The organism is Kitasatospora sp. NPDC059146 (assembly GCF_042786665.1).
Taxonomy (GTDB): domain Bacteria; phylum Actinomycetota; class Actinomycetes; order Streptomycetales; family Streptomycetaceae; genus Kitasatospora.
In genome coordinates this window covers 75,766-89,761 of record NZ_JBHZCY010000023.1, presented here as the reverse complement: position 1 = coordinate 89,761, position 13,996 = coordinate 75,766, and the positions used below count along the sequence as shown (strand labels likewise).

The 13,996-nt window shown below is 72.4% G+C and carries 11 protein-coding genes; 4 read left to right on the top strand and 7 right to left on the bottom strand.

The features are described from left to right. The coding region (locus ACFXPX_RS13445; RefSeq protein WP_380641094.1) for an electron transfer flavoprotein subunit beta/FixA family protein at window positions 1-593 on the bottom strand (593 nt) is incomplete at its 3' end. A 372-nt stretch (window positions 594-965) separates the two neighbouring features. Between ACFXPX_RS13445 and ACFXPX_RS13440 the strand changes: the two genes are divergently transcribed. Beyond that, on the top strand, window positions 966-2,234 hold the full coding sequence (locus tag ACFXPX_RS13440) for a hypothetical protein (protein WP_375891308.1): 1,269 nt from the start codon (window positions 966-968) through the stop codon (window positions 2,232-2,234). Beyond that, entirely contained in the window at window positions 2,231-2,815 is a 585-nt protein-coding gene (locus ACFXPX_RS13435; RefSeq protein WP_380641092.1) for a hypothetical protein, read from the top strand. Before ACFXPX_RS13440 ends, ACFXPX_RS13435 begins: the two co-directional genes overlap by 4 nt. Here the strand turns inward: ACFXPX_RS13435 and ACFXPX_RS13430 are convergent. Next, the gene (locus tag ACFXPX_RS13430) at window positions 2,772-4,961 is read right to left on the bottom strand and encodes a tetratricopeptide repeat protein (RefSeq protein WP_380641090.1); all 2,190 of its coding nucleotides are present in this window, start codon (window positions 4,959-4,961) and stop codon (window positions 2,772-2,774) included. The genes ACFXPX_RS13435 and ACFXPX_RS13430 overlap by 44 nt on opposite strands. Before the next feature lie 264 nt (window positions 4,962-5,225). On the opposite strand from ACFXPX_RS13430, the gene ACFXPX_RS13425 reads away from it, so the two are divergent. Next, complete coding sequence (locus ACFXPX_RS13425; RefSeq protein ID WP_380641088.1) at window positions 5,226-8,261, top strand: BTAD domain-containing putative transcriptional regulator; 3,036 nt, start codon at window positions 5,226-5,228, stop codon at window positions 8,259-8,261. Window positions 8,262-8,429: 168 nt separating this feature from the next. On the opposite strand, the gene ACFXPX_RS13420 is transcribed toward ACFXPX_RS13425, so the two are convergent. From ACFXPX_RS13420 to ACFXPX_RS13405, 4 genes are all read right to left on the bottom strand, one after another. After that, complete coding sequence (locus tag ACFXPX_RS13420; RefSeq protein ID WP_380641086.1) at window positions 8,430-9,227, bottom strand: family 1 encapsulin nanocompartment shell protein; 798 nt, start codon at window positions 9,225-9,227, stop codon at window positions 8,430-8,432. A gap of 62 nt (window positions 9,228-9,289) precedes the next feature. Continuing rightward, on the bottom strand, window positions 9,290-10,324 hold the full coding sequence (locus ACFXPX_RS13415) for a Dyp-type peroxidase (protein WP_380641084.1): 1,035 nt from the start codon (window positions 10,322-10,324) through the stop codon (window positions 9,290-9,292). 230 nt (window positions 10,325-10,554) lie between these two features. Beyond that, window positions 10,555-11,184: an FMN reductase gene (locus ACFXPX_RS13410; protein ID WP_380641082.1), complete on the bottom strand. Its 630-nt coding sequence runs from the start codon at window positions 11,182-11,184 to the stop codon at window positions 10,555-10,557. Further along, entirely contained in the window at window positions 11,181-12,278 is a 1,098-nt protein-coding gene (locus tag ACFXPX_RS13405; RefSeq protein ID WP_380407403.1) for an LLM class flavin-dependent oxidoreductase, read from the bottom strand. Before ACFXPX_RS13405 ends, ACFXPX_RS13410 begins: the two co-directional genes overlap by 4 nt. 146 nt (window positions 12,279-12,424) lie before the next feature. Between ACFXPX_RS13405 and ACFXPX_RS13400 the strand changes: the two genes are divergently transcribed. Beyond that, a complete protein-coding gene (locus ACFXPX_RS13400) occupies window positions 12,425-13,276 on the top strand; it encodes a PP2C family protein-serine/threonine phosphatase (RefSeq protein ID WP_380641079.1) in 852 nt (283 codons plus the stop codon). Between the two features lie 114 nt (window positions 13,277-13,390). Here the strand turns inward: ACFXPX_RS13400 and ACFXPX_RS13395 are convergent, their stop codons facing one another. Continuing rightward, entirely contained in the window at window positions 13,391-13,972 is a 582-nt protein-coding gene (locus ACFXPX_RS13395) for a DoxX family protein (RefSeq protein WP_375891290.1), read from the bottom strand. Window positions 13,973-13,996: the final 24 nt, after the last annotated feature.

Genomic DNA, 13,996 nt, shown 5'->3' with positions numbered 1-13,996 from the left:
TTCGCCGCCATGATCCCCTTGAACGACGGGTACCGGGCCTCACCCGACTGGTCCGTCACCGAGACCACCGCCGGCAGCGCCGCCTCGACCAGCTCCGTCGCCGCGTCACCGTCCCGACGACCCCGCACCACACCGCCCTCGACCGACACCTCGGACAGCAGCGTCACCTGCGGCACACCCAGCCGCTCCGCCAGCAGCGCCGGCAGCACACCCATCGTGCCGTCCGTCGACGCCATCCCACCGATCACCAGGTCGAACCCGGTCTTCTCCAGCGCCTTCGCCAGCACCGCCGACGTCCCGATCACATCCGAACCGTGGATGTCCTCGTCGTTCACGTGCACGGCCTTGTCCGCACCCATCGACAACGCCTTGCGCAGCGCGTCCTTCGCATCGTCCGGACCCACCGTGAGCACCGTCACCTCGGCACCCTCGTTCGCCTCCGCGATCCGCAGCGCCTGCTCCACGCCGTACTCGTCCAGCTCCGACAGGAGGCCGTCCACACCCTCCCGGTCCGTGGTGTGGTCGTCCGCGAAACGACGGTCACCCGTCGCATCCGGCACGTACTTCACACAGACGACGATCCTCAAGCTCATGAGCGGTTTCTCCTGTCACGGGTGCACGGATGCACTGGATCCATGGCCTCAGGTCAGGCCGAGGGTACTGAGTGCCAACCCCGGCCCGGCAACGGCCCGCGTGCCGCAAGCGCCACCTGGACCGGCATGCCGGGTCGGCTGTCTGCGACTGGCATCAGAGGCTCCACCGAGAGAATACGGCACTCAGTACCCCTGGTAAAGGCACTCAGTACCCTACCCGGTGTCCGGGGCCCTTCGCCGGGGCGGCAAGCGGACACAAGGTTTCCGCAAGGCCCCGCCAGGTCTCGTCAATGAATCCACCAACCGCCCGGGGGAACCTCGGCGGCGGGGCTCGTCGACGGCCCCGACCTGCGATCAAGGAGGGGGAACGGAATGACCTTGGTGCACGGGGAACAGGACATCACGACCACTCACGGGACGCACGACAGCCCGGCCTGGGGCAGCAACGGGCCGTGGGAGACCATGCGGGACCGCAAGCGGGTGCTGGTCGTCGCCCAGACCGTGGTCTACGCCCAGCGACTGCACGACTTCTACTCCCTGCTCGCCTCCGACCTGCGGATCCATGTGCAGTTCACGGTGGCGCCGCACGTGTTCAATCCCGGCGCGGCCGAGGGCCTGCTCGCCCTGGGCGCCACCGTGCTGCCCTGGGAGCAGGCCGTTCGACGCGAGTTCGACCTCGTGCTGGCGGCCGGCTCGCAGGGGATGGAGCAGTTGAACGGGCCGGTCGTCCGGCTCCCGCACGGCGCGGGCAACATCAAGCTGTCCCGACGCGGCGGACCCGACGGCGAGCGAGCGGCCATCGGGCTCGGCCCGGAGCACCTGTGCTGGGAGGGCAGGGTCGTCCCCAGCTCGTTCGCCCTGGCCCACCGGGAACAACTGGACGAACTCGGCCGCAGCTGCCCGGAGGCCGTACCGATCGCCGAGGTGGTCGGCGACCCGTGCTACGACCGGATCGCCGCCGCGCTGCCGCACCGGGAGCACTACCGGGCGGCCCTCGGACTGCGACCGGAGGAGAAGTTCGTCCTGGTCTCCTCCACCTGGGGGGCCGGCTCGCTGTTCACCCGGCTCGACGCCGTCCTGCCCCGGCTGACCTCCGAACTGCCCCGGTCGGACTACCGCACCGCGCTGCTGACCCATCCGAACATCTCGGCGGCGCACAGTCCCTGGCAGGTGCGGTCCTGGGCGACGGCCACCGCAGGCGGGGCCGTCTCGGTCGTCCCGCCGGAAGCGGACTGGCGGCCGCTGCTGGTGGCCGCCGACTACGTCATCGGCGACCACGGTTCGGTCACCCTGTACGGCGCGATGACCGGCGCCCCCGTCCTGCTGGCCGAGTACCCGCACCGGAACGTCAACCCGCGCTCGCCCTCCGCCCAGCTCGCCCGGACCGCGCCCGCGCTCGCCCCCGGACACCCGCTCACCGACCAGCTCGCCTACGCCGCGGAGCAGTACCGCCCGGAGGACTACACCGCGATCGCCGACCGGATCAGCTCCGAACCCGGCCGCTTCGACCGCAACGCCCGCCGGCTGCTGTACCGGGTGCTCGGGCTCGGCCAGCCCGCGTACAGCCCGGCGCCGGCGACGCTGCCGTTGCCGGCACCGCTGGACACCCCGTTCGCGCCGGACTCCCGGCGGGCCGGATGACCGCCACCCTGCACACCGTACGGCTGGCGCCGCTGGCCGTCCCGCCGTCGGGTGAGCCCTCGGCGAGCCTGTTCGACGCCCGGGTCGTCTCCCCCGCCGGTGCCCGCCACGTCCTGCTGACCGCGGACCCATCCACCGCACCGCAGGACGGCCGACCCGGGCCCGGCTTCGAGGACGAGCACCTGGTGCTCGACCTCACCGAACCGACCGCCCTTCGCTGGCGGCGGCAGGCCGACGTGCTCCACCTCGGGCTCCTCCCGGCCGCCGGCATCGGCGCGCGGCTCACCGGGGTGCTGTCCGCCCACCCCGGCTGCGCCGTCGTCACCGCCGAACGTCGTGGCGGAGCGGTGCTGGTGCTCACCCGGACCGGGGCACGGCTCGTCCTGCGCCCCGCCCCCGGGGCGCACCGCACCGACGGCGCGCCGACGCTGCCGTTGGCCCTCGGGTCGCTGGTGCACGCCTGGCTGGCGGCCGGGCGGGCGCCGGCCGAGCTCGACCGGCTCGGCCCGTGCGACCGCCTCGGCACGTGCGACCGGTTCAGACGGACGGGCCGTCGGGACGCCCTTCGGGAACGGGGGTAGCGGGCCCGTACGCGGCGAGGCGGTCCGTCAGTCGGGCCGCCTCGGCCGCGGCACCCACGTCCTGGTAGCGGGCCCGCGACTGCTCGAACCGGGTGCGCGCCGCCTCCGGGCGGCCGCGCCGTTCCTCGACCTGGCCGGCGAACTCCAGCGTCCGCGCCTCCCAGTGCACCGACAGCCCGGCCCGGAAGCCCGTGAGGGCCGATGCCAGGCAGGTCTCGGCGCGGTCGTACGCGCCCAGCAGGCCGTACGCCAGGCCCAGGAAGGCCCTTGCCCGGGCCACCTCGTAGTCGTCCCCGATCGAGGACAGCTCACGGCCCGCCCGCTCCAGGAGCTCCACCGCCTCGGCCGCCCGGTCGGCCAGCAGTAGCACCTCGCCGTGAGCCAGCCGGGCCAGCGCCGAACCGCGGAGCTGGCCCTGGGCCTCCCTGAGCTCCACCACCCGGCCCAGGCAGTCGGCCGCCTCCGTCAGCCGACCCGCCATCCGATGGGTCTGGCTCAGCCCGTACAGCGCGTTCGCCTGGGCCAGCGGCTGGTCCCGGGCCAGGGAGAGGGCCTCGGCGAACCAGTCGGCCGCCTCCTCCCCGTCGCCCGCGTTCCGCAGGCCGTTACCGCCCGAGGTCAGCATCCGCAGCTCGCCAGTGCGGTCACCGACGGCCCGGGCACCCCGCAGACCGATCCGGTGGGCCTCCACCCACAGCCGGGCCGGACGCAGCCGCAGGAACAACGGCCACATGGCGTCCGCGAGTTGCCAGGCGGCGGCGGGCCGGCCCAGCTCCTCGGACCAGCGCAGGAGGTCGGCCAGCCGGTCGCGCTCCTCGTCCAGCCACTCCAGGGCCCGGGTGGTGTCCGCGAACTCGCGGGCCGGGTGCACGGGCCGGGTGAGGTAGTCGCGGGCGAGCGTGCGGTGGCTCGGCGAGACGACCGCCTCGGCGGCCGTGGTCGAGGCGAGGTACCAGTCGACGAGCCGGTCGAAGGCGGTCCCGGTGGTCGCGGTGGCCGTGGTGGCAGCGGTCGTCGCGCTGGCCCGGTCCGCCGCCCCGCGCGCCCGGGCGTGCAGCCGGACCAGGTCGTGGAAGCGGAACCGCTCCGGCCCCCTCTCCTCCAGCAGGTGCACGTCGATCAGACCGTCCAGCAGCCGGTCCGCCCCGGTCAGGTCCAGGTCCGCGAGGACGGCGGCGTTCTCCAGGGTGAACTCGGCGAAGGGCAGCAGGCCCAGCAGTCCGTACAGCCGGGCGCTCTCCGGCTCCAGCACTCCGTAGGAGGCGTCCAGCAGCTCCTGCACCGTCTCGCCCTCCACGTTCAGCACCGCCAGCCGGTCCGCGCCGCGGCCCAGCTTCTCGGCGGTCGCCGCCAGCGACTGGGCCGGCCGCGCCGCGATCCGCGCCGCCGCCAGGCAGATCGCCAAGGGCAGCCCGGCACAGGCGTCCACCACCTCGGCCGCGGCATCGCTCTCGTCCGCGACCCGGCGCTCACCGACCCGCTCGGCGAGGATCTCCGTCGACGCCTCCGGCGCGAGCGGCTCCAGCCCCCGGAACACCGCGCCGTCTATCCCCAGCCCGGTGAGCCGGCGCCGACTCGTCACCACGACCACGGTGCCGTCCGAGCCCGGCAGCAGCGGGCGGACCTGTGCGGCGGTCGAGGCGTTGTCCAGCAGCACCGCGATTCGCCGCTCCGCCGCCACCGAACGCCACAGGGCCGCGCCCTCCTCCAGGCTGCGGGGCGCCGGTGAGATCCCGAACGCCCGCAGGAACGCACCGAGCGCCTCGGCCGGGTCCGCGGGCCCGCCCGGCGCGTACCCGCGCAGATCGGCGTACAACTGGCCGTCCGGGAAGCGCCCGGCCAGACCGCGCAACCACCGGGCGGCGAGGGCCGTCTTGCCGACCCCGGCCGGTCCGGTCACCACGACGGTGGTGTCCGCCCCGCCGCAGTCCTCGCCCAACGACCGGTCCAGTGCCGCCAGATCGGCATTTCGGCCGATCAACTTCCTTGGACCGGGCGGTAGTTGGCGCGGTGTCGGCAGCACTGGCCGGGCGACCAGATGCACCCCGCCGTTGATCGTGCCCGCCTGCACCACCGAACCGCCGACCCCTCCGCCGCCGGTCAGCGAGTTGCGCACGACCCCTGAGGGCAGCTCGGCGCCCGTCACGGGCAGCACCCCACCACGGCCGGATTTGTCACTGGCTCCCCCCGCCTTCGACGAATTGACCCTTTCGCACTAGCAGATGACATGTCGTCAAGTCGAGAACATTCCCAAAGGACCATCTCCCGAACCCCATCGTGGTATAGCCGATCGCCCCGAACGCGTGCCATGCTCACCCGCGACACGGCAAGCTGGTGGCCAACCGGCGGGGGGCGTCGCATGCGGATCCATCTCCTGGGTTCAGTTGAACTGTCGGTGAACGGAGAGCCGTTGGCACTCCACTCCGACAAACGGCGGCAACTGCTGGCCGCACTCGCCGTGGAACTCGGAAGGCCGCTCTCCCATACGTCGCTCGTACACCGACTGTGGGACGAAGAACCACCGCCCAGCGCACTGACCAGCCTGTACAGCCACGTTTCCCACCTCCGCGCGCTCCTGAGACGCGCCGGCCGCGCCGCCGGGACGGAAAGTCCCGGGGAAGTACCCACGATCGACACCCGATCGCACACGTACACCCTGCGGGCGGACCCCCAACTCATCGACTGGCAGCGATATCTGGACCTGTCCCAACGAGCCGGACTGCTCGCCGGTAACGGACAGGACCACCAGGCCAGAACCGTCCTCAGCCGCGCCGAGGAACTCTGGGGCGGCGAACCCCTCGCCGGCCTGCCCGGCGACTGGGCCCGTACCACCCGCGCCACCATGGCGGACCAGCGCTTCGCCACCACCCTGCAACGGATCGAGCTCGACCTGCGGATCGGCCGCCACCACGAGCTGATCCCCGAACTCGCCGCCCTGCGCGAGGACCGCCCCACCGACGAACGCCTGGCCGGCCACCTGATGACCGCACTCCACGCGGCCGGCCGCCAGGCCGACGCCCTGGCCGTCTACCCCGCCGTCGTCCGACTGCTGCGCGCCCACCTCGGCACCGACCCCGGTGAGGAACTCACCCGGCTGCACCGGCTCATGCTCAACGGCGAACCGCTGCCCGGCACACCCGGACGGGTGGAACTCGTCCGGGCCGCCGACTCCCCTGCCGAGGCCGCCGCGCCCGCCTCCGGTGCCCCCGGGCGACACCGGATGATCGGCAGACGCGACGACCTGCGCCGAGTCCTGCCCGGCGCCGCCGCCCGGGGAGGCGTCGTCACCGTCTCCGCGATCCTCGGCATGCCCGGCGTCGGCAAGACCACCCTCGCCCTGCACGCCGCCGACCTGATGCGCGAGCACTTCCCCGAGGGGTACGTCCACCTCAACCTGCGCGCCCACGTCGGCAACCAGCCGCCACTCACCCCGGAGGCCACCGGCGCCCTGCTGCTGAGACGCCTCGGCGTGCCCGCCACCACCATCCCGCTCGACGCCGACGAGGTCTTCGCCCTCTGCGTCGAGACCCTCTCCACCCGCCGGGCCGTCCTCGTCCTGGACGACGCCGCGAACGCCTCCCAGATCCGCCCGCTGCTGCCCCCCGCACCGGCCGCTCTGGTCATCGTCACCAGCCGCCAGCGACTCGCCGAACTCCCCGGCTCCCGACCGGTCTTCCTGGACGTCCTGCCGGTCGACGACGCCGTCGCCCTGTTCACCGACCTGGTCGGCCCCGAGCGCTCGGCGGACCGCGACCGCGTGGTCGAGATCGTCAACCGCTGCGGCCTCCTCCCGCTCGCCATCGAGCTCGCCGCCAGCCGCCTCCGGGCCCGCCCCTCCTGGACCCTCGACCACCTCGCCCGCCGCCTCTCCCGCAGGGGCCGCCTCGCCGAGATCCGCAGCGGCTCGGACAGCATCGCGCGCGCCTTCGAGGTCTCCTACCAGTACCTTCCGGCGAACCAGCGGTCGGCCTTCCGGTTGCTCGGGCTGTATCCGGGACCGGATTTCGGCGTGCACGCGGCGGCGGCACTGCTCGGGCGGACGGTGGACGAAACCGACCAGGTGTTGGAGGCATTGCTGAACTGCCACCTCCTCATCGAGATCTCGCCCGAAAGGTACCAACTTCACGACCTTCTGCGGGATTTCGCAGTGGCTCTGGGAGTCGAGGAGGACCTCCGGGAATCGTCGGTCGACCGGCTGCTCCGCTTCGCTCTGAGTGCGGCCGACCAGGCGGATCACCTGCTCTATCCGCGCAGGTCGAGGGCGGAACTCCTGATTGATCATCAACTTCATGATCAGGAAGCCCTCCTGGCGGATTTGGCGATGGATTCGGCCGAATCGGCCAGGACCTGGCTGGAGGCCGAGATCGCCACGCTCATCGCCCTCGCCGCACACGCGCATCGCGCCGGCCACGCCGAGACCGGCGCCCGGCTCGCCCACGTACTGGCCGGTCACCTGGACGCCGAGGCGTACTGGAGCGAAGCCCAGGACATGCACCGCACCGCGGCCGCCCTGTGGCGGTCGGAGGCGAACGACCTCCAGGAGGCATGGGCGCTGAGCGACCTGGGGGCGACACTCGCGAACGCCTCCCAGTACGAGCACGCGGTCGAGGCCCTCGAGCGCAGCTTGGCCCTCGCCCGCCGCGAGGGCGACCCGGACGCCACGGCGAACGCACTGGGCCTGCTCGGGCGACTGAGATGGAACCAGAGCCGACTCCACGAGGCGCTCGCGCTGCAGGAGGAGGTGCTCGCCATCCGGGTCGAGCAGGAGGACCAGCTGAACGCCGCCCGCTGCCTGGCCAACATCGGAATCCTGCACCGTTCCGTGGGGAATTCGGAAGCGGCGCAGACCGCCTATGAAAGCGCCCTCCCCTGTGCCCGTGATTTCAATGACCGGGTTCTCGAACTCCGCATACTCAACAATCTCGGAGAGCTCCACTCCTCCTCCGGGAGACATTCGGAGGCGCGCAGCACCTTCGAGCGAATCCTGGAAATCGGGGACGGCCTCATGCCGCCGGTGGACCTTTCCGTGGTACGCGTCAACCTCGCCGGAACACTGAGAATCCCCGCCGAACTCGACCGCGCCCTTTCACTCCACCAGGCAGCCTTGAGCACATTCCGCGAGGTCGGCAGCGTCCGCTACGAGTCGGACGGCCTGAACAGCCTCGGCCAGACCCTGTCGAGCGCGCGCCGGCACGAGGAGGCCCTGGACCAGCACGCAACGGCCCTCCGGCTGGCCCGCTCCATCGGCGCCGCCCGCGAGGAAGCGGCAGCTCTGCGCGGCCTGGGCCGCTGCGAGGCGGAACTCGGGAATACGGCTGCCGCCCGCGCACATCTGACCGCCGCCATTCATCTGGCCGAGCAGGTCGACATCGCGGACGAGGCGGCACTCGCCCGCTCGGCACTCGCCGACCTCAAGCCAAAGTCTTCATATAATCTCCACCACTGAAACTTCGTTCGCGCATCGGCCAACCGTTTGACACGAGCAATGGCGCCTGCCCTATCATCTGCCCGACCGGCGATCTTGCGCCGTCCGGATTCCAGGCAGAGAGCCACGAAGCACAATGAACATGTTCATGCACATATTCATGATCGCCGCTTCCATGCCGCTGTGGTGCTAGGCGTGTAGGGCGACGGCTGCCTCTCCCGTGTAGACGCTGAAGGTCAACGACTCCTGCAGATAGAGCCGTACCGAGTCACCGTCGTGGGAGAGGTAGCCGACGGAAACGTCCTGGCCCAGGTGGAGTTCGAAGTCGCCGCCGCGGGTGGAGAGCAGGAAGGCGCCCTCGATGGCGGGGGCCCAGATGATGTCCCCGTCGAGGAGGCGGGCGATGTGGCTGGCGACGGGGTAGCCGTGGTCGGAGGTCTCGTTGACGGCGGTGTAGGCGTCGGCGCCGAGGAGGAGGGCGTAGGGGCCGCCGACGCCGGCGAGGCGGAGAGCGGTGAGGGCCTGGCTGACGGCTTCGGGGTATTCGCGGACGTCGGGCGGGAGTTGGACCGGCGGGTTGGTGGAGTCGGCGCGGATGCCCTCGATGTGGGCGGCGGGGTAGCCGTCGAAGACGGTGCGGTCCTCGGCGCGGGCGAGGGTGCGGGCGGCGTCCTTGACGGGTTGCCAGTCGGAGTCGCGGGAGCCGCGTTCGACGTCGTCGACGGCGGAGCGGCTGACGGTGAAGGGGACGCGCAGTTCGACCACCGGGCGGCTGGTGCGGGCGTGGGCCTGGACGCCGTCGAGGGGTGGGTCGATGGTGGTGAGGTGGCCGGTGCCGACGGCGGCGAGGGTGGGGCCGTCGGGACCGTCGAGGTCGACCACGCGGCGGCCGGCGACATGGAGTTTGAAGGTCTGCCGGGCCTCCTCCTCGATCTCCTCCCAGGCGGCGGCGGAGACGGGGGCGAGTTCTCGGTGCAGGTTGCTCATGGTGCGGGTCCTGTTCAGGAGGTCGGCCGTTCAGGAGGTCGGCCGTTCAGGAGGTCTGCGGTTCAGGAGGTCGGTCTGAGGCTGCCGATGCCGAGTGAGCCGTCCGGGCGGGCTGCGGGCGCAGCCGGGGCCGGGGTCGGGGTCGGGGTCGGGCCCGAGGCCGGGGCGGCCGGGGGCGGGGTGTCCAGGAGGTCGGCGGTCGGGACGAAGAACAGCGAACCGGTGACGGCGGTGGAGAAGTCGAGCAGCCGGTCGGTGGTGCCGGGCGGGCGACCGAGGAACATGTTGCGCAGCATCTCCTCGGTGACCCCGGGGTCGCGCGCGTAGCCGATGAAGTAGGTGCCGAACTCGCCGCTGCGGTCGAAGGAACCGAAGGGCATGTTGAACCGGAGGATCTTCCGCTCGGCGCCGTCCGGGCCGGTGATCACGGTGAGGGCGACGTGCGAGTCGGCGGGTTTGACGTCGTCGTCCAGCTCGATGTCGGTGAGTTTGGTGCGGCCGACGGCCCCCTCCTGCTGCTCGACGGCGAGGGCGTTCCACGTGTCGAGGTCGTGCAGGTACTTCTGGACGATGACGTAGCTGCCGCCGGCGAAGCCCGGGTCCTCCTCCCCCACCACGGCGGCGGTCTCGGCCGCACGGCCCTCGGGGTTCTCGGTCCCGTCGACGAAGCCGAGCAGGTCGCGGTCGTCGAAGTACTTGAAGCCCTGGACGGAGTCGACCACGGTGGCGGCCCCGGCGAGCCGGTCGACCAGGCGGGTGGCGAGTTCGAAGCAGAGGTCCATCCGTTCGGCCCGCAGGTGCAGCAGCAGGTCGCCGGGGGTAGCCGGGGCGCGGTGGCGGGGGCCGACCACCTCCTGGAAGGGGTGGAGTCCGGCGGGACGGGGGCCGGTGAAGAGCCGGTCCCAGAGGTCGGAGCCGATGCCGGTGACGCAGGTGAGGCCGCCCTCGGGGGCCCGGAAGCCGACGGCCCGGCGCAGTCCGGCGAGGTCGGGCAGCAGGTCGCGGACGGTGGGCTCGCCGCCGGGTTCCACGGTGAGGACCAGGAAGACCGCGGCACTGGTCAGCGGGGAGAGCACGGCTTGGGGTTCGGGCTGCACGGCGGGGGTCCTCCTCGGGAGGCGGCTCGCGGAGCGCTCTCTCACGGGGTGTGAACGGATCGCGACGGATCAGCACCAATCTGATCATGCCGATGAGGACCTCGCACGGCGGGCGGCCGGGCGCGGACCTGCGGAAGGAGCGGACAGGCCGAAGGGGCGGACCTGCGGAGGGGTGGACGTGCGGAAGGGGCGGGGCGCACCGTCGCGCACCCGCCCCTCAGGTCCGGCCCTCAGACCCGCAACGCCGCCAGCTGCTCGGCGAACGGGACCACCTGCTCCGGCACCGCCGCCGCCTCCGCCGCCGGGGCCCGCCCCGCCAGCAGGGCCGCCAGCTCGCCCGCCGCGCGGTCGATCCGGCCCGGCAGGCCGTCGGTGAGCGCGTCGCCCGCCGTGCCCCAGTCGTCGGTGGCCGCGTACACGGCGGTCGGCAGCACCACCGCGCGCAGGTAGCTGAACAGCGGCCGGACGGCGTACTCCAGGGCGAGCGAGTGCCGTGGCGTGCCGCCGGTGGCGGCGATCAGCACCGGCTTGCCGGTGAGCGCGTCGTGGTCGACCAGGTCGAAGAAGGACTTGAACAGGCCGCTGTAGGAGGCCGTGAAGATCGGCGTCACCGCGATCACCGCGTCCGCCCCCGTCACCGTCCCGATCGCCCCGCGCAGCGCGGCGGCCGGGAAGCCGGTGACGAAGTTGTTGGCGATGTCCACGGCGAGGTCGCGCAACTCGACCACGGTGACCTCGACCTCCCGCCCCTCCAGGGCGAGCCGGCGCACGGTCGACTCGGCGAGCCGGTCGGCCAGCAGCCGCGTCGAGGACGGCTTGCTGAGGCCGGCGCTCACCACGGCCAGCTTGAACGCGGTCACTCGGCCACCTCCACGGTCTCCTTGTCACGGGCCGCGACCAGCGCGGCGTGGGTCGGCCCGTCCGGGACCTCGGCCGGACGGCCCTTGGCGAACTCCTCGCGCAGCACCGGCACGACCTCCTCGCCCAGCAGGTCCAGCTGCTCCAGCACGGTCTTGAGCGGCAGGCCGGCGTGGTCCATCAGGAACAGCTGGCGCTGGTAGTCGCCGAAGGTCTCGCGGAAGGTCAGCGTCTTCTCGATGACCTCCTGCGGGCTGCCGACGGTCAGTGGGGTCTGCTCGGTGAACTCCTCCAGCGAGGGCCCGTGCCCGTACACCGGCGCGTTGTCGAAGTACGGACGGAACTCGCGGACCGCGTCCTGGGAGTTCTTCCGCATGAACAGCTGGCCGCCGAGGCCGACGACCGCCTGCTCGGGGGTGCCGTGCCCGTAGTGGGCGTAGCGCTCGCGGTAGAGGTCGATCAGCTTCTGGAAGTGCTCCTTGGGCCAGAAGATGTTGTTCGCGAAGAAGCCGTCCCCGTAGTAGGCGGCCTGTTCGGCGATCTCCGGGCTGCGGATCGAGCCGTGCCAGACGAACGGCGGGACGTCGTCCAGCGGGCGCGGGGTGGAGGTGAAGGACTGCAGCGGGGTGCGGAAGCGGCCCTGCCAGTCGACGACCTCCTCGCGCCACAGCTGGTGCAGCAGCGCGTAGTTCTCGACCGCGAGCGGGATGCCCTGGCGGATGTCCTTGCCGAACCACGGGTACACCGGGCCGGTGTTGCCGCGGCCCATCATGAGGTCCACCCGGCCGTCGGCGAGGTGCTGGAGCATCGCGAAGTCCTCGGCGATCTTCACCGGGTCGTTGGTGGTGATCAGCGTGGTCGAGGTCGAGAGGATGATCCGGTCCGTCTGCGCGGCGATGTAGCCGAGCATGGTCGTCGGCGAGGACGGGACGAACGGCGGGTTGTGGTGCTCGCCGGTCGCGAAGACGTCCAGGCCCACTTCCTCGGCCTTGCGCGCGATGGCCACCATCGCCTTGATCCGCTCGTGCTCGCTCGGGGTGCGTCCGGTGGTCGGGTCGGGGGTGACGTCGCCGACGGTGAAGATTCCGAACTGCATGCTGCTCACCACACTCCAGGAGGTCCAAGTCGTTCAACTTTCAACCACCCTAGCACGCAGGCGCGGATCGTTATTCCCGCGCTTCCCGCCGACAATGGAAGGCGGGCCCCGGCAACCGCCGGAGCCCGCGGAAGGACGGCGAACCGATGGCGCCGTACATCGCGGTGAGCGCACTGAGCCACGAGGGCCTGGTGCGGGAGCACAACGAGGACAGCCTCACGATCGGCCCGTGGACGCTCTGCGCCACCGTGACCACCAACCCGCAGACCCTGCTCTTCCCGCTCGGCCCGCCCTGCGTGGTCGCCGTGACCGACGGCCTCGGCGGCCACCCCGGCGGCGAGGTGGCCAGCGCCCTGGTCGCCCGCCGGCTCGCCGCCGCCGGGGGCGGACTGGACGGCGAGGAGGCCGTCCGGGCGGAGCTCCAGGAGTGCAACCGGGCGGTCTACGCGGCCGCCGCCGGGGAGCCGGAGCTGGCCGCGATGGGGACGACGGTCGCCGGGCTGGTGCTGCTGCCCGACCGGGCCGTGGTCTTCAACGTCGGCGACAGCCGGGTCTACCGGATCAGCAGTGGCGGGCCGGAGCCGTCGCCCCCGGAGCGGTCGAGCCCGGAGCGGGGGACCTCGGCGCGGGAGGACCCGGAGCGGGAGGCCCCGGAGCGGGTGAGCCTGGAGCGGGTGAGCGTGGACGACAGCCCGCCGCTGCCGCCCGGACAGCGCACCACCCCGCTGGTCACCCAGACCCTGGGCGGCTCGCTCGGGCTCACCTTCGTCGAACCGCACGTACGGGTCTCGCCGCTCGCCGCCGGCGACCGCTACCTGGTGTGCAGCGACGGCCTGACCGACCCGGTGCCCGAGGAGGAGCTCGCCGGACTGCTCGCCCGCGCGGACGGGCCCTCCGACCGGGCCGACGGCAGGGCCGCCTTCGAGCTGTGGAAGGCGGCCGTCGAGGCGGGCGGTCCGGACAACATCACCCTGGCGCTGGTGCGGATCGGCGAGTAGCCGCGCGCAGTGCCCCCGGAAACGCCGGACACCGGGACGCCGGAACGCCGGAAGCCGTGCCGACGGTTCGTCAGCACGGCTTCCGGAAAAGCGAGTTGGGCCACTGCCGGGCGGCTACTTGCGCAGCAGCAGGATCACTCCGGCCGTCACCAGGCCGACCAGCACGGCAGCCGCGCCGTACGCCAGGCGGTGCGCCTTCAACACCGGCAGGAAGCGGTCCACCGCGTAGCGGCCCGGGCCGGTCAGCGCCAGGGCGGCGGCGCCCGCCGTCAGCAGCAGCTCGTACTCGCTGCCCTTCGGGGCGAAGAAGCCGCCGCCCCAGGTGACGGCGATCGCGTTGACCATCGTGCCGACGATCGCGGCGCCCGCCAGCGGGGTCAGCAGGCCGACGGCGAGGCCGAGTCCGCCCAGGACCTCGGTCAGGCCGGCCACCACGGCCATGGCGTTGCCGGCCGGGTAACCGCTCATGGTGAAGAACTGACCGGTGCCGTCGATCCCGCCGCCCCCGAACCAGCCGAACAGCTTCTGACTGCCGTGCGCGGCCATGGTCAGGCCGAGCACCAGGCGCAGGAGCAGGAGTCCGGCGTCGTAGGCGTGCGGGGAGGTCGTCGCGGACCCGGAGCCGCCCCGTGCGGAGCGGGCGGCGGGGCTGGTGGGACTGGTGGCGGCGGTCGTGCTCGGGCTGCTGCTCGGCATGCGCGTCTCCATCGATCGGGGTCG